The 22101-nt window shown below is 36.0% G+C and carries 17 protein-coding genes and 1 tRNA gene; 4 read left to right on the top strand and 14 right to left on the bottom strand.

The features are described from left to right. Nucleotides 1-243: 243 nt before the first annotated feature. From upp to A9G09_RS01670, 3 genes are all read left to right on the top strand, one after another. The gene (gene upp, locus A9G09_RS01680) at nucleotides 244-870 is read left to right on the top strand and encodes a uracil phosphoribosyltransferase (protein WP_065633185.1); all 627 of its coding nucleotides are present in this window, start codon (nucleotides 244-246) and stop codon (nucleotides 868-870) included. Between the two features lie 132 nt (nucleotides 871-1002). Beyond that, on the top strand, nucleotides 1003-2223 hold the full coding sequence (locus A9G09_RS01675; RefSeq protein ID WP_369126352.1) for a uracil-xanthine permease family protein: 1221 nt from the start codon (nucleotides 1003-1005) through the stop codon (nucleotides 2221-2223). Between the two features lie 635 nt (nucleotides 2224-2858). Continuing rightward, nucleotides 2859-4205 carry a hypothetical protein gene (locus tag A9G09_RS01670; RefSeq protein WP_065633184.1) on the top strand — a complete coding sequence of 449 codons (1347 nt, stop codon included), beginning with the start codon at nucleotides 2859-2861 and terminating at the stop codon, nucleotides 4203-4205. Nucleotides 4206-4991: 786 nt separating this feature from the next. On the opposite strand, the gene lysS is transcribed toward A9G09_RS01670, so the two are convergent. From lysS to recC, 14 genes are all read right to left on the bottom strand, one after another. Then, on the bottom strand, nucleotides 4992-6506 hold the full coding sequence (gene lysS / locus A9G09_RS01665; protein WP_065633183.1) for a lysine--tRNA ligase: 1515 nt from the start codon (nucleotides 6504-6506) through the stop codon (nucleotides 4992-4994). Between the two features lie 25 nt (nucleotides 6507-6531). Further along, a protein-coding gene (prfB, locus tag A9G09_RS01660) for a peptide chain release factor 2 (protein WP_141671502.1) occupies nucleotides 6532-7630 on the bottom strand; the annotation gives its coding sequence in 2 pieces (ribosomal slippage) (nucleotides 6532-7554 and nucleotides 7556-7630; 1098 coding nt in all). A gap of 175 nt (nucleotides 7631-7805) precedes the next feature. After that, the gene (locus tag A9G09_RS01655; RefSeq protein ID WP_065633181.1) at nucleotides 7806-8432 is read right to left on the bottom strand and encodes a Fe-Mn family superoxide dismutase; all 627 of its coding nucleotides are present in this window, start codon (nucleotides 8430-8432) and stop codon (nucleotides 7806-7808) included. Nucleotides 8433-8573: 141 nt separating this feature from the next. Then, entirely contained in the window at nucleotides 8574-8915 is a 342-nt protein-coding gene (locus tag A9G09_RS12980) for a VanW family protein (RefSeq protein WP_218056783.1), read from the bottom strand. Nucleotides 8916-8928: 13 nt separating this feature from the next. Beyond that, the gene (locus A9G09_RS12975) at nucleotides 8929-9195 is read right to left on the bottom strand and encodes a VanW family protein (protein ID WP_255307625.1); all 267 of its coding nucleotides are present in this window, start codon (nucleotides 9193-9195) and stop codon (nucleotides 8929-8931) included. A 233-nt stretch (nucleotides 9196-9428) separates the two neighbouring features. Further along, nucleotides 9429-10157: a type 1 glutamine amidotransferase gene (locus A9G09_RS01645; RefSeq protein WP_065633180.1), complete on the bottom strand. Its 729-nt coding sequence runs from the start codon at nucleotides 10155-10157 to the stop codon at nucleotides 9429-9431. A 481-nt stretch (nucleotides 10158-10638) separates the two neighbouring features. After that, a tRNA-Asn gene (locus A9G09_RS01640) sits at nucleotides 10639-10714 on the bottom strand. 114 nt (nucleotides 10715-10828) lie between these two features. After that, entirely contained in the window at nucleotides 10829-11410 is a 582-nt protein-coding gene (locus A9G09_RS01635) for a YiiX/YebB-like N1pC/P60 family cysteine hydrolase (protein WP_081297440.1), read from the bottom strand. Further along, on the bottom strand, nucleotides 11386-11964 hold the full coding sequence (locus A9G09_RS01630) for a biotin transporter BioY (protein WP_065633178.1): 579 nt from the start codon (nucleotides 11962-11964) through the stop codon (nucleotides 11386-11388). Before A9G09_RS01630 ends, A9G09_RS01635 begins: the two co-directional genes overlap by 25 nt. A gap of 124 nt (nucleotides 11965-12088) precedes the next feature. Then, nucleotides 12089-12721, bottom strand: a complete 633-nt coding sequence (locus A9G09_RS01625) for an MBL fold metallo-hydrolase (protein WP_065633177.1) — start codon at nucleotides 12719-12721, stop codon at nucleotides 12089-12091. A 4-nt stretch (nucleotides 12722-12725) separates the two neighbouring features. After that, on the bottom strand, nucleotides 12726-14129 hold the full coding sequence (locus tag A9G09_RS01620) for an MFS transporter (protein WP_065633176.1): 1404 nt from the start codon (nucleotides 14127-14129) through the stop codon (nucleotides 12726-12728). Between the two features lie 137 nt (nucleotides 14130-14266). Continuing rightward, nucleotides 14267-15232 (bottom strand): bile acid:sodium symporter family protein, encoded by a 966-nt coding sequence (locus A9G09_RS01615; protein ID WP_065633175.1) that lies wholly within the window; start codon nucleotides 15230-15232, stop codon nucleotides 14267-14269. A gap of 57 nt (nucleotides 15233-15289) precedes the next feature. Beyond that, nucleotides 15290-16081, bottom strand: coding sequence for a TatD family hydrolase (locus A9G09_RS01610; protein ID WP_065633174.1), 792 nt, complete (start codon nucleotides 16079-16081; stop codon nucleotides 15290-15292). Between the two features lie 8 nt (nucleotides 16082-16089). Beyond that, entirely contained in the window at nucleotides 16090-19305 is a 3216-nt protein-coding gene (recC, locus tag A9G09_RS01605; RefSeq protein WP_065633173.1) for an exodeoxyribonuclease V subunit gamma, read from the bottom strand. A 920-nt stretch (nucleotides 19306-20225) separates the two neighbouring features. On the opposite strand from recC, the gene A9G09_RS01600 reads away from it, so the two are divergent. Beyond that, nucleotides 20226-21812: a hypothetical protein gene (locus tag A9G09_RS01600; RefSeq protein WP_065633172.1), complete on the top strand. Its 1587-nt coding sequence runs from the start codon at nucleotides 20226-20228 to the stop codon at nucleotides 21810-21812. Nucleotides 21813-22101 lie beyond the last annotated feature (289 nt).

Genomic DNA, 22101 nt, shown 5'->3' with positions numbered 1-22101 from the left:
CTTCTTTATTTATATTAGACTTTTGCTATTTAAAGCGGCGACTATTCTAATAAAAAAACATAAATAAAACAAAATATTTACATATCACTAATAATATATTAACAAACAATATGTTATTTTTATGTTTGCTATGCTTTGCTCACGATTATAGGTTTTCAGTTACAATGATCTATGTTAACATTATCGCTCAGTGGTTATTTATACCTACTAATAGATGATAAAAAGTAACACTGAGGCCCTCCCATGAAAATAGTTGAAGTAAAACACCCTCTAGTACGCCATAAAATTGGTTTAATGCGCGAACATGATATTAGCACTAAAGATTTTCGCGATCTTGCTAGTGAAGTTGGCAGTTTATTAACCTATGAGGCTACCGCTGACTTACCCACTGAAAAAGTGACCATTGAAGGCTGGTGTGGACCAGTACAAGTTGAACGAATTAAAGGTAAAAAAATTACCGTAGTACCTATTTTACGTGCCGGCTTAGGCATGATGGATGGTGTACTTGAGCATATACCTAGTGCTCGTATAAGCGTTGTTGGTTTTTATCGTAATGAAGAAACGCTTGAACCTGTTCCTTATTTCCAAAAATTAACTTCTGATATTGATGAACGTATGGCTTTAGTTGTTGATCCAATGTTAGCAACGGGTGGTTCTATGGTTGCAACAATTGATCTACTAAAAAAAGCAGGTTGTAAAAATATTAAAGTGCTTGTTTTAGTGGCCGCACCAGAAGGTATTAAAGTCTTGGAACAAGCTCATCCTGATGTTGAACTTTATACTGCTTCAATCGATGATAAATTGAATGATAAAGGTTATATATTACCAGGGCTTGGCGATGCTGGAGATAAGATATTTGGCACAAAATAAAATCTCAAATTTTAGACCGGTTTATCCGGTTTTTTTATGTCCGCTATTTAGTTAAGAAATAAATATCAATTAATAGAGTAATTAAGAGAGGACCACGTGACTAAAAATGCTTTTGATCAAATAAACAATAATATCTCGCCACTTAAACATACTTGGCAAGATATTTTTACCGGTGCACAAATGTTATTTGTTGCCTTTGGTGCATTGGTTTTAGTGCCACTTTTAACTGGATTAAATCCAAATGTTGCAATGTTTACAGCGGGTGTGGGTACGTTATTATTTCAATTAACCACTAAAGGAAAAGTGCCTGTATTTTTAGCTTCTTCATTTGCATTTATTGCACCTATCTCTTTTGGGGTTGCACAGTGGGGAATTTCAGCTACGTTAGGTGGATTAGTTGCGGCAGGTTTGGTTTTTATGTTTTTTGCTTTTTTAGTCAAAATTAATGGCAGCCATATTATTGATCGCATTTTACCTCCAGTTGTAACAGGGCCAATTATTATGGTTATTGGTTTATCTTTAGCGCCGGTAGCGGTTGGCATGGCAATGGGTAAAAATAGCGGTTTATCCGCAGAAAACTATCAATTGATTATTATTTCAATGGCTTCTTTATTAACGACGTTGATTGTGGCAATCTGGGCAAAAGGTTTTTTTAAATTAGTACCAATTATTGCTGGAATTATTGTTGGTTACATGTTTTCTTGTATTTTTGGTATTGTCAACTTTCAACAAGTCATCGATGCACCTTGGTTTAAAATTCCCGATTTCACTTTTCCTGAGTTTCAGTGGCAAGCCATTTTATATATGATTCCGATCGTTATAGCACCAACTATCGAGCATGTTGGTGACATTATGGCCATTAGTTCTGTCACCGGTAAAGATTACACTAAAGAACCAGGATTACAGCGCACGTTACTGGGGGATGGGTTAGCAACATCTGCTGCTGGTTTCTTTGGTGGCCCGCCATGTATTACCTATGCTGAAGTTATTGGCGCAGTCACATTAACGCGTAATTTTAGAACTAGAGTAATGACTTGGGCAGCTATTTGGGCTATTTTAATGTCATTTATTGGTAAGATTGGTGCTTTTTTAAGCTCTATTCCGACAGTTGTAATGGGCGGAATTATGGTATTACTTTTTGGCTCGATAGCTTCGGTTGGTATTAATATTTTAGTCAAACATAAAGTTGATCTTTCTGTATCACGTAATATGTGTATCGTCTCGTTAGTACTTGTATTTGGTATTGGCGGCATGATTTTTGATTTTGGATCTTATGCTTTGCAAGGAATCAGTTTATGTGGAATTTTAGCGATTGTACTAAATTTAATTTTACCTCATAAATCAGCTGACTAATAAATAGCCGTTAATTATTAAGTTGATTAACGGCTAAAAATGTCGCTTATTTTTTCGAAAAGAGCGGGTGATATATTTTCGAATAAAAAAATAATCCGCTATATTTTAACTATATCTGACTATTTAAAGGCTATGAGAGTTTATTATTTATGGTGTTATTTACATTTCTTTGCAAATAACTCGGCTGAATGAGTGGCTTTTTTTGTCATAGCCTTATAATTTCAAAAAATTAAGCTTATTTAAGCTTGATTTATAGCCATTTAACATAAAAAAATCAAATAAAATAACAGATTAGTTGACGGGTGGAACGCCATGCAGTATAATTATAGACACCAGACACCAGACACCAGCGCTGGCAAAACAATGTTTTAAAAACTCCCCAATCTCTCTTTAGGCTAAAATTTAATTCAATTCTGACTTCTACACTTAACTTATTTCATCAAAGTAAGGTAACTCACCCTCGTTTTTCAGCAATCAGAGTAAGCAAAAGATGCACATTTAGTTTAGCGTTATGCTATCGCTTAATTAAAGCGATAAATTTAAGGTTAATCTTACGTCCAACCCTGTTTTTTACGCAAATTCAAGCATCAGGCCCGTTATCTAAACTGGCTTTAGCATCGATACCATGGTTATTATTGCTGTATGCCACTACGACTCAAGCGTTGTCGGCAACGACGGCGCAAGTCATTCATGGTAGTGCGCCCTATTTAACCTCTGATAATGGGGTAACTAAAATTACCACTACTGAGGGGCTGTTAGGTATTACCGTCTCTGACGGCACGACTCAAACCACCTACACACCGGACAATAATACTTCAACCGCAGATAATCCAATCGTTCTCCCAGAAGCCAATGAACACTTTAGCGATATTGGAATGCTGGTTCCTGCCACTGTTAACGCTATCGCCTTAAACGACTTAATTGGTGAGCCTTACAATTATTGGGGGGATGATGATGGTGATGGTCAGGCTACTAATGGAATTACCGCGACTGGTAATTTAAGCGTGAGCATTACCGATAGATTGAATCGAGCCGTGACGCGTAGTGCCAATGTAGATAACTGTATGGCACCTTATAAGGTAGAATTAACCAGTACTGCTGGTAGTTTAACCACCCAGTATGGGGTACCAAATAGTGGTAATTTTAGTGGTAGCACTGCTGCCTATTATATCAGCAGACCTAAATCCGTGCCTAAAATCTGTTACGCATGGCCGGGTCGTCAGGGGGGGCCCGTTTATTCCAAACCTTCCGATATTTGGAATCGACAACGGGGTTTTGTAAAGCAAGCAGCTGAGCCATCACAGTACAAGCTTAACTTCCCGACTACCGGTGCTAATAATCTGTATTTTGATTTAGACATAGAAAATATTGATAGCTCTACATTAACCTGGCCAACTGTCACTCAAGGTGGTATTACCGCTACCATGACACCATCACCATCTAAGCCAAATTTCATACGTGTCACGCTTACTGGTCCAGCAGTAACAAAAGCCCAACAGGATTCAGCATTACCGGGTAGTGTTGCTCCAGCTAGCTTGCCGCAGACTTTTGTGATAGCGGGTAAAGATAGTCGTAATAAAGCGGTATTAAGCTATGGTTTTGTGTTAAAGCAGTGGTTTGTTGCCCGCCCATTAGGCGTAGGCGATATCACTGTTGATAGCGCCTCATCCTGGTGTAGCAGTTTAGGCGGTGGTTATCGTCTGCCACAAGTAAAAGACTTAACTAACGCAGTTCAAAGCAACATTGTACGGGGAACATGGACACCTGCCACACCGCCATCCAGTGGTAACTATGCCGATGCTAATATCGGCGCAGGTTTCCTTTCTGAATGGGGCAATGTGCACTTTTATATCTCTTCCATTTTTACCGGCAGCACCGCTATTGCCATCGGTGATGATTCGACACTGTTGACTGTTTTTTACGACATAGGCGTCGTTCACGACTACTCCTCCCGAAACGATCTGGTTTGTGTCTATCCTTAGTGCTTATTTCTTGAGCGCGAAAGTTGAGGGTTAGCAAAAATAGTGTTTATTCGTTAACTTAAATGGTTTTGTGAGCGATAAATAGTAATTTTGTGGTGTCTAAGCCTGTACCGATATAGTTGAGTAAATTGCAGTAACATCACGTTGGTTAAATTTATAGCCAACGTTGCTTGCGAACCCAAAATCTACATAAAGGCTAAGTTATTGTATTGATGAACAATCGGTTATGATCTAAAGTGATTAAGTACTTACTTTCTAGGTTAAGCTATACGTGATTGATTATCATATTATGGTTATTTATGTAATTAAGTGAACCTAATGCTAAATAATAGTGAGCATTAAAAACGCAAAGACTGCTGATTTGCTTTAGCGTAAGTTAATAACTTATTTGGGTATGAATCAAACAAATATACTCTATGATTGCTAAGTTATGTTTATGTAAAATTCACTTTTCAGTATTTAGTTTAATGAAAAGTCTTGATAAAACCTTTATATATTCGTAATCCACGTTTAGTGGTCATGTTTATAGTGAGTAATAACTTACTATATTATTTATCTGTTGCTAATTAAGTTACAGGCTACATGTGTGGAGTTAAGCATGATGCTAAATTATATTAATGTTAATTGAACTTGATTGGTAATTGGAAAAGTCTAATTAGATATATATTGTATATATAATATGCTTATTGTGAGTAAAATAATTTTAGAAAAGTTAAAGAAAATATGAGTGTTTACTGACAAAACTCACCTATTTTTTAATAGATGAGTTTTTTTATGGTATTGGGTTTATTTAATTGGACGCATAGTTGGGAACAAAATGACGTCCCGAATGGTATGGCTATTGGTAAATAGCATTACTGTTCGGTCAATCCCAATTCCTAGTCCAGCTGTTGGCGGTAAGCCGTGCTCTAATGCGGTGATATAATCTTCATCATAGAACATTGCTTCGTCATCGCCCGCATCTTTTTGCGATACCTGATCGGCAAAACGTTGTGCTTGGTCTTCAGCATCGTTAAGTTCTGAGAAGCCGTTACCAATTTCACGTCCACCAATAAAGAACTCAAATCGATCTGTTACAAATGGATTTTCGTCGTTACGGCGAGCAAGTGGCGATACTTCAGCCGGATATTCAGTAATAAACGTTGGTTGAATTAAGTTAGCCTCGGCAACTTCTTCAAAGATTTCAGTCACTACTCGACCGAGTCCCCAACTTTTTTCAATTTTAATACCGATAGCTTTGGCAATTGCACACGCTTTATCAAAATCATCTAAATCAGCATTATCGGTTTCTGGGCGGTAATGACAAATTGCCTCACGCATAGTCATTTTGATAAATGGTTTGCCAAAATCGAAAGTATGCTCGCCATATTGTACAACTGGATTACCCGTTACGGCGATTGCAAGGCGGCGGAATAATGCTTCAGTTAAAACAATCAGGTCTTTGTAATCGGCATAAGCCATGTACATTTCCATCATGGTAAACTCTGGATTATGTCTTGGTGATACGCCTTCATTACGGAAGTTTCGATTAATCTCAAATACTCGTTCAAAACCACCTACAACTAGACGTTTTAAGTAAAGTTCAGGGGCAATACGTAGATACATATCTAAATCAAGCGCATTGTGGTGAGTAATAAATGGCTTGGCTGATGCACCACCTGGGATGACTTGCATCATCGGGGTTTCGACTTCCATAAAGTGATTTTCTAACATAAAGTTACGAATTTCAGTTACCACTTTTGAGCGAGCAATAAAGGTGTCACGTGATTGTTGATTAGTAATTAAATCAAGGTAACGTTGACGATAGCGCATTTCTTGATCTGCTAAGCCGTGGAATTTATCGGGTAATGGGCGTAATGCTTTAGTTAGTAGGCGGATTTCTTCACAGTGGATTGATAGTTCACCTGTTTTGGTTTTGAATAAGTAACCTTTAGCACCGACGATGTCACCAAGATCCCATTTTTTGAATTGTTCGTTGTAGTAATTTTCTGGTAGATCATCACGAGTGACATAGAGCTGGATTTGCCCTGCAACATCTTGTAATGATACAAATGAGGCTTTACCCATAATACGGCGCATCATCATTCGACCAGCAACAGTGACAGTAATTTTATTTTCAATTAACTCTTCGTTAGTTTTATCATCATACAATTTATGAAGATCGCTTGAAATTGCGTCACGACGAAAATCATTCGGGAAAGCAATGCCTTGTTTGCGAATTGCAGCTAGCTTTTCACGACGTATTGTAAGCTCGTTATTTAACTCTTCAATATGGTTTTGTTGCTCTTGCTGTGTTGACATAATTTTACCTTTTATTTATTACCAGTTATAAACCGGCTTTTAAGCTTTCTTCAATAAATTGATCTAAATCACCGTCTAAAACGGCTTGCGTATTGCGTGTTTCAACGCCTGTGCGTAAGTCTTTGATTCGTGAATCATCAAGTACATACGAACGAATTTGGCTGCCCCAACCAATATCGGATTTGTTTTCTTCCATTTGTTGTTTTTCGGCATTCTTTTTGTGCATTTCAAGCTCATACAGTTTTGCTTTTAACTGTTTCATGGCCTGATCTTTATTACTATGTTGCGAGCGGTTATTTTGACATTGTGTCACAATTCCCGTTGGTACGTGGGTAATACGTACAGCAGATTCGGTTTTATTAACATGCTGACCACCTGCGCCCGATGCACGATAAACGTCGATGCGCAGATCGGCTGGATTGATGTCGATATCAATATTGTCATCAACTTCTGGATAGACAAATACCGATGCAAATGAGGTATGACGGCGGTTTCCTGAGTCAAATGGGCTTTTGCGCACTAATCGATGCACACCGGTTTCAGTGCGTAACCAACCATAAGCATAATCGCCGGTTACTTTGATTGTGGCTGATTTTATGCCAGCTACGTCACCGTCTGATACTTCCATCACTTCGGTTGTAAAACCTTTCGATTCAGCCCAGCGTAAATACATTCGCAGTAACATTTCAGCCCAATCTTGGGCTTCGGTACCGCCTGAGCCTGATTGGATATCTAAGTAACAGTCAGCACTGTCATAATCACCCGAAAACATTCGGCGAAATTCAAGACCGGCTAGCTTTTTTTCGAGTTGTTCAAGTTCTTGATTGGCTTCGTCAAAAGTGTCTTGATCTTCTGCTTCAATAGCAAGTTCAAGTAGACCTTCGACGTCGTCCAGACCTTGTTCTAAAGTATTGATGGTATTGATGATCTCTTCTAGCGCAACGCGTTCTTTACCTAATGTTTGTGCTTTTTCAGGATCGGCCCAAACTTCGGATTGTTCTAATTCGGCATTGACTTCCTCAAGACGTTCTTTCTTGAGATCATAGTCAAAGATACCCCCGAATGACATTTGTGCGATCGGTAAGTTCAGCTATTTTGGATTTTATTGGATTAATTTCAAACATGTTTTATTTTTGTTAGTTTTTATAACTTTGGCATAATCGCACATTGTAGCGGATTTATACATAAATTAGCAATTGGCAATTTTATGCCTTATCCTTGCTTTGATACATTATTGTTGAAAATAAAAATGACGCATGATGCGTCATTTTTAACTCAAAACAGAACTATTTAAATTAATTATTTTTTAGCTTGAGCATAAAGTTCAGCCGCTTTATCCCAGTTAATGACATTCCAAAATGCACCAATGTAATCAGCACGACGATTTTGGTATTTTAGATAATAAGCATGCTCCCAAACATCAAGTGCTAAAATTGGTGTACCAGAAACACCTGAATATTTTTCACCCATTAGCGGAGAATCTTGGTTTGCTGTTGATACAACTGCAAGTTTACCATTTTGTAATACTAACCATGCCCAACCTGAACCAAAACGACTTGCCGCTGCTGCTGAAAATTTTTCTTTAAACGCATCAACTGTACCAAAATCTTTTTCAATTGCGGCTTTTAGTTCACCTTTAAGTTCAGTTCCCACTTTTAGGAGTTCCCAAAATAACGTGTGATTAACATGTCCACCCACATTATTTCTAATTCCTGTAACTTTATCGCTTGGCACTTTGTCCAAATTAGCTAATAAAGCTTCAGGGCTTAATTGTTTGATTTCATCAGATAGTGTTTCTAAAATACCGTTAGCATTATTGACATAAGTTTGATGGTGTTTGTCATGATGTAGATGCATAGTTTGTTCATCAATATAAGGTTCTAATGCATCATACGCATAAGGTAGCGCTGGTAAAGTGTAGGCCATGAAGTTGCTCCTTTCATATATATTATTATTAACTACTTAATCTAAACAGTATACGAGTTATTAATATGGCTCACAAACTATTATTTAGATAGTTGATGACTATTTGTTTGTGAAAATTACTATTTTTCTTATGGTTGTTAATTAATCTTCATTATTTTTTAAATAGGGTACGTACATCATAATGGCATGATTTTCACTAATCAGCTTTTCTTGCTGATAATGATCTATTAAATGGGTTTTTCGTTGCCATATTTTATTGTGACTTGTGTAACCTCCCCACCATTGTTGCTCAATGCGATGATCCGTTTCGAAAACTTCATATTGATAACATATCGGTGTATCAGCAAGTAGTTCCCCATGTAAATATTTATCATCAAGCCAAAGATTGAGTCGGTATGTCGTATTGGTTTTGTTGAGTAGCTGCAAATCAACATAGTTATAAGATAAGGTCGCGCCACAAGCAAAAGGGATAGTGCGGTTCACATCAGGAAAAACATCAAAAATGTCGCCAACGTTCTGTAACCGTTAATTCAGAATGCAAAAACATCCAATAAATTAAATTGCCTAACTGACAGAGTCCCCCACCAATATCTTTACCAATTTTGCCATTGTGCAGTGAAAGACCCTCTAAAAAACCGCGTTTTTTCGTTGGGCGCCCGACGTTATGCCAGATCGAAAAGCATTGATTCGGTTTTATGATTGAACCATTGAGTTTTTCTACCGCTAAGCGCAGATTGGTAATTTTGTTGTATTGTAGATGCATATCCACATCTTTTAACTACCTTAATAAAACTGATCGATGTTTTTTTGGGGAATAACAACACGAATGATTATTGATTTCGACAGTACTATATAACTTACGATTCTTTCACCAATTTAGTTTACGTTTTAAAATAAAGTATTCTTTTCCTAATTTTAACCTTAAAGAGCTGCGTTTTTCCGGTTTATCTACTACAAATTTTTGCATAATTGACTGTTTTTATATCGAATAATGGATCAATTTTTACAGGTGGAGTGATAATACTCGTTAAGTTTATCGAGAAAAATAAACAGCTTCAAGTTCATTTGGCTATAATCGTGCGTGCGTAATTTGTCTTCTGTATCGACAAAGCGATAATTTGCAGCTTGACTAATATCATCTTGAGAATGTGCAATGAGCTTAGCAACCACTTCATGAGTTAACTCCATATGACATTGAAAACCATACACCAATTTGCCATAAGCAATAATTTGCCGAGGACAACCTTCGCTATAGGCAATGATTTGGGCATTTGGGGTTAAACCCGGCATATCATTGTGCCAATGGCCGACCGCCAAACTATCACCGAAATGAGAAAAAAGCGGATTTTTTTTGCCTGCTTCGGTCAACGTAATTGGGAATTTGCCAATCTCTTTTTCTGGGCTATGTTCGTAATGTGCACCGAGTGCTTCACCAATTAGTTGTGAACCAAGGCAAACACCAATAACAACTTTATTGGCTTTAATTGCAGATAAAATGGTAGCTTGCTCAGCTAACGAGTCAAAATGGGCACATTCTTGTTTTGTGGTTGCCGGTGATTGTGGTCCACCCATAATAATTAGAAAATCAATACTATTGATATTATCTGGAAGGGGTTCACCAAGGTAGACACGTGAATAGCTAATTGTGTGTTGATGTATTTTTGCCCATTGTTCATAAGCGCCGGGTGCTTCAAACTCTTCATGAATAATAAAATGTATATGCATTATTCTTTTTCCTAAATTTCATTTTTACAAAATTTATTTTAATTTTATTATAAATTATTGACGATTGTTAATCGTTTAAGCCATTGTTCATAAATGCGTTTTAGCAGCTAACTTATTTTAAAAATAAGCTTTAAATCAAATAAATAGTATTAAATATGCTATTGATTGATTTTTTTTGCAAGATATTCTTTCAATTTATCAACTAAAATTATTTTTTAAATTCTATATTCTAGTGGTGAGTCACAGTTCAAACTCATTTAGATAATATCATTAAACCGTTATCATTTAGGATTTTAGCAAAACAATTTTGTTTTATAACGTTTTGCAGGATTGAAGGATGATTGAGGCTTATAATTTCAACAGCATTATGCCATTTAAAGAAGCTTTCTAGTTAGCTTAACGCCAAGTATTCATCAGTAACTTTGAAAATCGATAATTCAAATGATTTGCTAAGATTGGAAAAACATAAGGTGAATGAAGTTGGCTCCTCCAACAGGACTTGAACCTGTGACATACGGATTAACAGTCCGCCGTTCTACCGACTGAACTATGGAGGAACCGAAATGTAGCGCGCATATTATAGATTTAATGTCGCTATGTCAACAATTAAATTATTTCAAATCGCTTTTTTATGTTCAATTGACCTATTTTATTGACTTTATTTGCTAAGCTTAATATGTTCGGATAGTTTTAAATAAATGTGTTTGCCGCATTAACTGTTGTGGATGTGAACCTAATGTACCTTGTGGAATAGTTTGGTTAAGTGCTCGATAATAATCGATCCAATAGGGGATAATTTGGTTAGTAACAGAATCTTTAAAATTCATTGGATATAATTGAAAATAATCTTTACCTGACGGGTATTTAAAGGCAAAAGTAATCAGTTCACTACAGTAAAAGCCCTTATCATCTGCTCGAAAACTATGGTTATAGGGCAACCCAAGGCAGGTTTGAACTCGTGTTAATGCATTTTTGATGACTGACTCATCATAAATGGTTGCGACAAGATTATATTTTGCAACGGCTAAAAAGTCATTAAGGGGGGTATAGATTACCCCATGTTTTTGGGTGGCTTCAATAACGATATTATCGCCAATATATAACCCGACATGGCTTATTTGATTGATTATGTCATCAGCGCTGATTTGGGCACCAGAATGAGTGATCGCTGTATTGAATTCGCTTTCTTCATTCTGGGCTTGGAAAATAATATCGCCAATTTGCATGGTTATTTGCGTGCGTGGTGGCGCCATAATGAGAACATTACGCAAGTTGCAATAATAAATTTAGCTGCATCAACACCAACAAAAGGTAAGTAGCCGACTTTTAGTGCTTCGATAAGTGAAATATGCATATATCCCATTAGATAAACGACACCAAATACAAATAAGAGTTGATGTGCACAAGCGAAGGCAATTAATCCTAAAATAAAGTGACGATCGTACCCTTTTTCGGCAGCAAAACCGGCTAAATAAGCACTAAATATATAACCATACAAATAACCTGATGACGGTGAAGCTAATGCCATAATTCCACCGCTACCGTTAGCGAATAGTGGTAATCCCATTGCACCTAAAAAGAGATATTGAAGTATGGTTAATGCACCTAGTTTACGACCTAAAAAAGCGCCAATTAACAATACGGCTAACGATTGAAGTGTGAATGGTACTGGGTATGTGGGAATACTGATATTAGCTGCTAACCCTAGCAGTAGGGCCGCCCCTGTAGTTGCACACAGTTTGCGTTGCCAAGATGATAAGTTAAATAGTGTATTGATATAAGTTGGATAATATGTTGTGAGTTTCATTATTTTCTACCATTAAAAAATAAACAGTAGTGCAATAATAATACAAAAAACTATAATGTAAACTATTTTAACATTAAAAAGTTTACATTATTAATGTTGCTTTTTATTTAAACCAATAGTTGTCTTAGACTAAAAAAGGGTTAGTCATTCGTTCATTGCCAAAGCTCGACATAGGTCCATGGCCAGGAACAAAGATAAAATCATCACCCAGTGGGAAAAGTTTATGGGTTATTGATGAGATTAAATCAGCATGATTTCCACGAGGAAAATCGGTTCGTCCAATGCTACTTTTAAATAGTACATCACCAACAAATGCAATTTTATCTTTTGCATTAATAAATACGATATGTCCTGGAGTATGGCCGGGGCAAAAAAGTACATCAAGTGTAATGTTGCCGACTTGGATTTTATCGCCTTCTTTCAGCCAACGATCGGGTAAAAAACTTTCGGTATAGGGAAAACCAAATTGCATTGATTGTTGTGGTAAGGCATTAAATAAAAACTCATCTTCATGACTAGGTCCGATAACCTTCACACCAAAATTAGTTGCTAATGTAACTGCTGCACCTACATGATCTAAATGCCCATGTGTTAGCAAAATTTGTTTTATGTTAACGCCTAACTTTTCTACTGCTTTTTCTAATAATTCAGGCTCACCACCAGGATCGATAATTGCGCCTTCCATGGTTTTATCACACCAAATGATGCTACAATTTTCTTGGAAAGCTGTAACTGGAATGATTTGATACTGGAACATATTGTTATCTCCTTGTTTCTTGATGATGAGAGGTTAGATTTTGTCCATCCTCTTTTTTTAACTGGGCAAAGATCATGCTTGATAATATGGTAACAACGCCGAGTATAATAAAGGTATATTGAAATGCATGAATAGTACTGGTTGAATGACTAATCAATCGTACCAATACTGCGCCAAATCCTGTACCAAAACTGATCGCTAATTGTTGGTTTACTGCCATTAAACTATTACCACTGCTGGTATTTTCGCCTTCTAAATTTGCTAATGTGATGCTATTCATCGCTGTATACTGAATAGAGTTAATGCCACCAATACAAAATAGCAATAAACACATAAAGATAAGCGGTGATGATGAATTCAAAAGTGACATTAAAGCAATCATAATGCCTGCAAATATGGTGTTAGCAACTAATACAAAACGGTAACCTAAACGCCCTAAAATTCGAGGAATGAATATTCTGGTACAGATTGAAGCTAGCGCCATTGGTACCAACATCATACCTGCAAAAATGGCTGAATAACCAAATCCTACTTGTAATAATAGAGGAATTAAAAAAGGCACCCCCGATATGCCTAAACGACAAATTAGATTGCCAATAATTCCTATTTTGAATGTACGAATCTTAAATAGTGATAAAGGGAATAACGGCGCTGGTTTTTTATTTGCATATCCTCGATAAATAAACAAAAACACAATACTAATTATTACAAGTAACAAGGGTAGCTGATATTGTTGATTTTGGTTTAAAAGTTCAACACTTAACGTTGCACTAATAAAAGTAATGACAATAAATATAAAACCAAATAAATCAAAAGGCATTCGCACGCCTTTTATGTTGGGCATATATCGGAAACTAATTATCATTCCTAATAAACCAATAGGTAGGTTGATCAAAAATACCCAATGCCAACTGACCATGTCAACTAAATAACCGCCTAGTACCGGCCCTAATACCGGTCCAATTAAACCGGGAATAGTTGCAGTGTTTAAAGCGACTAAAAAGTCGCTTCGTTTAAATGACTTGATGAGCACCAAACGTGATACTGGAACCATCATGGAGCCACCAATACCTTGAATAACGCGTGAGATATCTAAGAAAATTAATGAATTGGATGAAGCACAAAGTAATGACCCTAAAGTAAATAGCCCCACCGCCATAACAAAAATATTTCTGGTACCAAATTTGTCAGATAAAAAACCACTAACCGGAATAAACAATGCAAGTGTTAAAGCATAACTAATGACAGCTGATTGCATATTTAACGGTGATTGATTAAGGTCTTTAGCCATGGTTGGCAGTGCAGTGTTTAATATCGAGGTATCGAGCGATTGCATAAAAAAAGCAAATGCCGCGATCCACGGTAATATGCGATACACAAAAGGGGATAATTGTAATTCGCTATTCATTTTAATTAACCTAAAATTCATCGGAATACTGGGCTTAACAGGGGAAAAATATCAGCCCTGAATGTATATTGTTTTGCCTAGCTTAATCGATTATTAAGCCAGACAAAGTACTGAAGGTTATTCTACAATAATATTTGTTAATTGTTGGCTTTTTTCTTATTTTTAACGGGTTTGCCTTGCCAATATCCTGCAAGTAATGAACCTGAAATATTATGCCAAACTGAGAATACTGCTGCTGGTAAAGCGGATAATGCTGAAAAATAAGTTGTACCAAGGGTTGCTGCTAATGCTGAGTTTTGCATACCTACTTCCAGTGACATAGTTCGACAGGTTGATTCGTCAAATCCAAATAGACGTCCACCCCAATAACCACCCAGTATTCCTAAGCCATTATGAATAATAACTGCAAAAATAACTGTAAAACCAACTTGTCCTATTTGTGCATGGCTACCTGCAACTACAACACAAAGTATTAATAAAATACAGATCATCGATAAAAGTGGTAAAAAACGTTCACATTTTTTTACTAATGGGTTGAGTAAATGGTGCACCAATAAACCTAATATAATTGGAATTAACACAATTTGCACAATATGAACAAGCATATCCAGAACCGGAACTTCAACAGTGGTACCAACTAATAATAACGTGAGTAGCGGGGTAACAACTACGCCAACTAGGGTAGATACTGACGAAATTGTGACAGATAACGCGACATCGCCTTTTGCTAAATAGATCATAACATTTGATGCGGTACCACTCGCAACACTACCGACTAAAACCATGCCAACTAATAACTCAGGTCGCATGGTAAACAATTTAGATAAGATTAAAGCGGTCAGTGGCATGACGATATAATGCAGTAGGGTACAAATTATTACCGCTTTAGGTTTGGTAACGACGCGTTTAAAATCATCAATACTTAACGTTACGCCCATAGTAAACATTACAAACATTAATAACTGTGATGTATGAGGGCGCACAGGTAAAAATGTGCTTGGGAAAAAATAGGCTGCTACGGCACAAAGTATTGCCCACAGCGGGAATAAGCGTGTAAGGGATATGAGTGATTGAATAAAAAATTGGTTATAACGTTTCGCCATAAAAAAACACCATCTGGTTAGTTAAATAAAATATCTTTATAATAATTAATTAGTTATTTATTTTTTGCACAGTGTGGTCATTCTATTAATTCTACTAAATAGCGTCAAGGTATTTGTTAAGATAGTGTTAAGTATTTGCTCGGGTGATTCACTGCGTAATTCAGTTAAAATTTTAAATATCTCGACGATATTTTCAGGTCGATTTGCTTGACCTTGCTTGCCACTTAATGGCATATCGGGCGCATCAGTTTCGAGTACAAGGCTTGCAAGCGGCAAGTTAGCAATTGTGTTGCGTGTTTTGTTTGCGCGATCATAACTAATGACTCCTCCAACACCAATAGAATAACCAAGCTTAATAAATTGCATCGCTTGTTGATAGCTACCTGAAAAACCATGTATCACGCCACGACAAGGCAGATCGGCTTGGTGTAACTCGTGATACATAATATCATGAGTTTTACGTGAATGGATAAGTACCGGTAAATCGAATTGTTTAGCCAACATTAATTGTGATCTAAAAAAGAATAATTGTTGTTGCCAATCGATCGTCAGATTATATTTATCTAAACCTATTTCACCAATTGCAACCATTTTTTGGGGTAGATGGCTGAGTCGATTACCTAATTGTTCTAAATCAGCTTCAGTATGGCTATATATTGGGTGTAATCCTAATGCAGCATAAATTTCGTTATAATGATTGGCTAATTGTAGCACCGTATCAAAATGATGAGCGGCAACCGCCGGGATAATCAATCCGGTAATATTTGCTTGTCGGATATAATTTATTGATTCGTCTAAATGATTGGTAAACAGTGGAAAATCAAAATGACAATGTGTATCAATAAACATAATGCCTCCTATTCAACTGTTGTTTGATGCAATAAGATCGGCAATAAAAACCGCTTAGCTAAAACAATAATTTGTTCTATCAAATTTTGAGTTAGTTCAGGATAAAGCCTTTGATAGTAACTATCACATTCAGCTGGATAATACAAACCACCTTGCCAAGTACTTAACAATTTATTATTGGCTTTTTCACTCGGCACAATTTCACCGGTTTTCGGGTTGTAGGCTGTTATTAACCAACTCCACGCACTTTCGATTGGCATAAATAATGGTTCATTTATCCCCTGTAAATACCCTTCGACTAAATCAGTCAGAAAACCTAAGGCTTGATTAGCGTTTAAATATGAAAAACGCCATTGAGTCTCTTCTCGACCATACATACGGCTTTGAGTGTCGAGTGTATCGGGATTTAAAATACAATAGAGTAAGTGATCAATCCATAACGAAATCCCATTACGAATTGATAATTTAGATGGGCGCCAAGTTAAAATACCATCTTGTTGAATATGGGTTAACCATCCTTTCAACTGACAATCGTATTGACTTGTAGAAATAGTTAAATTAACTTCTTGAGTAGTAAAGTTTAGGCGTTCTTGATTAATTTTATCAGCTAAAGCGTGCATAGCTTGATTTTGCTCATCATAGATGATCTGTCCAAAAGCGCCATCGGGCAAATCCCCACTTAATGCTAAACGTTGATAAAGATCGTCTTGTGAATTATTGCCATCTTTTGTAATTAGTTGTTCAAGTATTGCTATATTTAATTGATAACGCTTTAAGTTATCTAAATTAAAATTTTCTGCATCGGGTAAGTTATCATCTAAATAATGGATATAAAAATGGAAGCGTTTTTGTAAAAAAAACCTTATTGAATGCTGATAAAACCTTTTTAGTTCATCAAGATTAATACTATCTACTGTGATAGTGGTAATTTGGCTGATAAAAGGTACAGTTTTACCTTGCTGTAATGCGGCAGGTAACCATTCATCGGCATAACTTCTTGGATCTTGTAAAAAGTTTTGTGGATTAAAAGGGGTTCGAGTATGATGGATACATAAAAAATCAGGAAAATGTTTTGTATTTTCTGTTTTTTCAGCACCTTCTTCACAATAGTATTGCGCAATATAATCACAAAGTTCATCAACTAAAACAGATGGATAGCGCTCACTATCATCTTTCATATCACGACCTATGTAGCTGATATATAATTGATTTTCAGCCGATAATATTGCTTCTAAAAAAAGATAACGATCATCATTACGACGACTTCGATCACCTCGCCTTGGGTGCTCAGCAATTAAATCAAAATCTAGTGGTAATGAAGTCCTAGGATAATCACCATCATTCATACCGAGTAAACATACCACTTTAAATGGAATTGAACGCATCGGCATCATAGTACAAAAGTTAATTTTACCAATTAAAAAGCGATGGGCTAAATGGTTTTGTTCTAAACGTGCCTGCATTGCATCATGTAAAATTGTAATTGAAATTTTGTCAGAAAAATTGGCTGTTAATCCACTGTCTATCAGTTTTTGCCACTCTTGTTCAATCATCAATAATATTGATTCGTTTTGAGTATCCTTGAAAAAAAAGTCATTGATAATTTCAAGGCAGCAGCTTTGCCATTCTGCCAAAGGTTTATCTTCATTTAATAACACCAACCATTTACTGACTACACCAATAAATTCAGCTAATTGACCAATTAATTCAGCATCTAAACCCGTTGCACCATCATAAGGTAAAATTTGTTGCCAACCACCTTGTTCACTTGCCATGGTATAACCCAGTAGTAATCGTTCAAGCCCAAATAGCCAACTATGGCTATGTTCAAGTCCAAAACGAATGCCTGATTCAACAATCCAAATTCGTAATAGTGATAATTGTGATTCATTAATTGAAAACTTTTTGGAAATAGCAGGTATTTCAAGTAAGTTAAACAATTCTTCAGCAGTAAACCGGCTTTGTGGAAAATTTAATATCGCAAAGAAACCTTGTACTATTGGATCAATATTACGAGCTTTTTGATCTGAAATTGTAAAAGGTAGATAGCGTTGCCCATAAGCATTACCAAAAACTGAACGAATATAAGGAACATATTTATCAATATCCGATACCATTACAATGCAATCTCGTAACTCAAGTGATGGATCGGCATCAAAAATTGATAAAAGATAGTCATATAACACTTCAACTTCGCGTTGTTCACTATGACAAGCATGGAAAGAGATAGAGCGGTCTTGAGTTTGTATATATTGTTGAGTTGCCACTTGGGGATAAAGATCCAAAATATCTTGTTGAATAGAGTGTAATAAACAATCACGTTGTTGATCGACAAACACATCAATATCTTGCTTATTCATACACTCTTGCAATAAAAATAGATTATCTCGACCTAATTTTCCCCACGAGGTTAATAGAGCATTGGGTATTTGGGTTGGGTCATTATGTGTTTGTGATAATTGCTTCTCAACGATATCTCCCCAATACCATTTACACGGGTTATTAAACATTAAATGGACATCAATATGTTGTCCTAATGCTGAAAGTAGTGATAAATAAATTGGTGGAAGTGAAGTTATACCAAAAATAAAAATTCGTTTGGGTAATGGCGTCAGCTGTGCTGGATCGAAATGAGGATCTGCTAGAATCTCCAACATTTGTTGATAGATATTAGCGCGATGGTAAGGTTGACTAATTGATATTAATTTACGCCAGAGTTTTGCTTGCCAAACTTCATCGGCATGTAAGTTTAATTCTTGAACTGTTTTATTGGCTTCCCATTGTGCTAGCCAATCAGGACGATAAACTAAATATTGGTCGAACAAACGAGCAATACGCGTTGCAAGTTGATATAACTTTCTATCTTGCTTATCAATACTTAAATAATGTTTAAGGGTAATAAACTCAGGCTCATCGATAATTTTAGGCAATAAATAATATAAGCGCCAAGCCATAGATTCCGGATTAAACGTATTTTCAATGGGAGCATTAGGTAATAGCGTTTGATAAAGTTGCCAAATAAATTGAGTAGGAAAAGGAAATTCAACATTGGCTATAATGCCCAATTCATTAGCAAGCTCAATTTGTAACCACTGTGCCATTCCTTGGCTTTGCACAATAACCATGTCTGGCATAAATAGATCATTTAATGGTTGTTGTCGCATTAATTGACTTACCAAAGACTTGAGTAAATCGACTTGATTTGAATGGTAAATGGTAAACATAATCACATCAAAATTAGTATAGTTACCTGAAATTATCGCTGATAGTGATTAATAAATCCAGCAACGATAATTATTCACACTTGATCTTTTATGCATGAATATTTTCGATAGGATTTTCCTTTTGAAAAAGGCAAACGTTTAATGTTTTATCATTTAGCTTAATTATGATAAATGCTGACAAGGTCTTTGAATGATAACTGTGTATGTTTATTTTAAATTAATCACCTACAAACTATAGTTACCAAAAAACATGGGGATCCATTTTATAGGAAACAAAATATTTTATATTCTCTTTTATCAAACTTGCTATTGATCGGCATTTAATTTACTAAATGTATAGTGGATCATAACCTATTTTGCTGTGAAAGAATTAAACTATATTGCTCGCTTAATTACACTTTGAGGTGATGACGTGTCTAAATTAGCCCAGTAATCGACTTTATGATTATAAACTAATAATTAATCTGACTTATCAACAACAAAATCGTTTTTCTTTTTTGCCAAAACTTTTAAAGTTGAACTATTGTCTTTTTTAACTTGTTGATTTTTCATTGTTAAATACAACGCTATTTACTTGATTACAATGATTATTGTTACTAAAAATTTTGTGCTTAAAAGTCGTATAAACCTGTTAACAGCTGAATAATCGACTTTACGTTTTTTTGATCAATGCAAACTAAATGAACATTAAAAAATGTTATTTATGATCATATTGCCAATTGTCTATCTTATTGAATAAATTAGTTTTTACATAACTTTACCAAAATTATCATTACAAAATTTTCGAACTTATTTACTATGACGAAAACTTTTACAAGCTTTTATACTGGCTTGTTGAAATGGTTTTAATGTTTATCTAATTGAATTTTATGAAAAAATTAAGTAAATCACTACAAGGATTAGTAAAAATATGTTAAAATGTGGTCTTAATCGGGCATCGGGCATCGGGCATCGGGCATCGGGCATCGGGCATCGGGCATCGGGCATCGGGCATCGGGCATCGGGCATCGGGTTTAAGTCAATTAGAGAGTAAACACCGACTTTCTGTATTGGCATTATTACAAAATATTCTTCCATTTACATTAGTAAAATCATCTATTCACTTTTTCGATGTTTTTAGCTCAAAATTTTTCAATTTATATTTTTCGATAGCGAAGATAAAGTTAATAATCGTTATATTATTTATGAGTTTATTTTTGCAACCAAATGCGTATGGCTTAACCTCTACTACCGTGCAAAATATTATAGGTAATGCGCCGAAAGTGGCAAATGTAAAAGAAGCATCCGATAAACATGGTTTTACGGTAAAAAATGTATTTTATAGCGAAGCAAGTGGCAATATTACTAGTGATGTAGTAAAAAGATTTGATGGAAATCTTCGGTTCAGCGATTTTGTTGTCAAAATGTATTATTACAATAACTTAAGTAGTATAACTAATTTTTCAGATATTGATGGAGATAAAGCAGATCCCATTAAGCCTTTTTTACTCACAGTGACAAGTTCTCAATGGTATGATGGAAAGGGAAATAAAATACCAAATAGTGATTTGAATAATATTATCGGTTGTGGCAGTGGTTATGTCATGCCGTTAACATTAGAGATATCAGCAGCGCTCAAAACCTATTCTCAATACGGCATACCCAATGAAAGTGATAGTGTGACGTTAACCAAAAAATATAAGATCGCTCCTGAATCTATGATTTGTTATGCTAAATCTAATGACATCGTTCTTTCACCTAAGATGCAGTGGCGAACTTATGATGAAACAATAACTTCACCTGTTTCAGGACCTTGGGAATGGAATGGTTCTAAAGGCACGCCGGATGCTGTTCATGGTGGTGGTTACACAGCTGATTATGTGCCTAATTATGGATTTAAAGCTCAACCAACGGTATCTGCAAAAACATTTCCGACAACTGGCTTTCCTGGAGCTAAATTTCAGTTAGTGATGACTGGTGCACAAACGGACTATACTTACACTTTGATCAGTAATCCTGGTGGGAAGGTTGCTGTAGATTCATTAGGTTTTATTACATTAAATGATAAGCCAACAGGTAATGTGACAGTGCGCGCAACTTTAGGGTATGATAAATCGATATCGCATGATTATACCTTTAATCCAACATCAGTATGGTTAGTTCCTGTAAAGAGTGGCGATATAAATCAGGCTACCGCGCAAAATTTATGTGGTGGACTTGCTAATGTGCCATCAAGGCGCGATTATACCAACTCTCCAGCAAATTCAGTTGGCGTCAATTGGACTGTTTATACGAACAGCTTTATCCGCGCAATTGGTAGTTCTATTATGGGAGAATGGGGATTGGTAGTAGGCACAAACTATCCTAATTCGAATTGGGAAACGGAAAATACCTATTTCTCTTACTATTGGACGCGCGAATTAGATTGGTCTGCTTATAATATTTATTTTATTGTGAATTTTTCCGGTTATGTTTCACATATGGAGGCCCCTAATAGTTCTGGTGGGCGAGTGGCGTGTAAACGTTAAATTAAAGCAGCGTTATAAAAAATAAGTGATGATATGGGCGACGATGCCATTGTTGGCGCTATGCGCCTATAATGGCAATAGCCGGCATATGCGATGTTAATGCATATGCTGGCGTCGGAGCCGCCGGCGCCGAACTAGCTTAAAAAATAAGCAAAAGTGAGTCAAAATTATGACTTGTAGAAATTCTTAAATTAAGCCTCGTTAAATGACAAAAAGCGCTTTGTTGTTGTTTAATATTTCGCGAGTCATTTTTATTATAAAAATATAGCCAAAACGTCTGTTAGTTAGA

It is taken from the genome of Gilliamella sp. wkB292 (assembly GCF_001690235.1).
Classification (GTDB): domain Bacteria; phylum Pseudomonadota; class Gammaproteobacteria; order Enterobacterales; family Orbaceae; genus Gilliamella; species Gilliamella apicola_F.
The sequence above is the reverse complement of the archived record's forward strand: the minus strand, read 5'-3'. Positions and strand labels throughout refer to the sequence as shown.

Bases quoted from the DNA above. Each gene is read 5' to 3' on its own strand.
- upp (WP_065633185.1), top strand. From the start codon at position 244: ATGAAAATAGTTGAAGTAAAACACCCTCTAGTACGCCATAAAATTGGT.
- lysS (WP_065633183.1), bottom strand. From the start codon at position 6,506: ATGTCAACACAGCAAGAGCAACAAAACCATATTGAAGAGTTAAATAAC.
- A9G09_RS01655 (WP_065633181.1), bottom strand. From the start codon at position 8,432: ATGGCCTACACTTTACCAGCGCTACCTTATGCGTATGATGCATTAGAA.
- A9G09_RS12975 (WP_255307625.1), bottom strand. From the start codon at position 9,195: ATGCATCTACAATACAACAAAATTACCAATCTGCGCTTAGCGGTAGAA.
- A9G09_RS01645 (WP_065633180.1), bottom strand. From the start codon at position 10,157: ATGCATATACATTTTATTATTCATGAAGAGTTTGAAGCACCCGGCGCT.
- A9G09_RS01635 (WP_081297440.1), bottom strand. From the start codon at position 11,410: ATGGCGCCACCACGCACGCAAATAACCATGCAAATTGGCGATATTATT.
- A9G09_RS01630 (WP_065633178.1), bottom strand. From the start codon at position 11,964: ATGAAACTCACAACATATTATCCAACTTATATCAATACACTATTTAAC.
- A9G09_RS01625 (WP_065633177.1), bottom strand. From the start codon at position 12,721: ATGTTCCAGTATCAAATCATTCCAGTTACAGCTTTCCAAGAAAATTGT.
- A9G09_RS01620 (WP_065633176.1), bottom strand. From the start codon at position 14,129: ATGAATAGCGAATTACAATTATCCCCTTTTGTGTATCGCATATTACCG.
- A9G09_RS01615 (WP_065633175.1), bottom strand. From the start codon at position 15,232: ATGGCGAAACGTTATAACCAATTTTTTATTCAATCACTCATATCCCTT.
- A9G09_RS01610 (WP_065633174.1), bottom strand. From the start codon at position 16,081: ATGTTTATTGATACACATTGTCATTTTGATTTTCCACTGTTTACCAAT.
- recC (WP_065633173.1), bottom strand. From the start codon at position 19,305: ATGTTTACCATTTACCATTCAAATCAAGTCGATTTACTCAAGTCTTTG.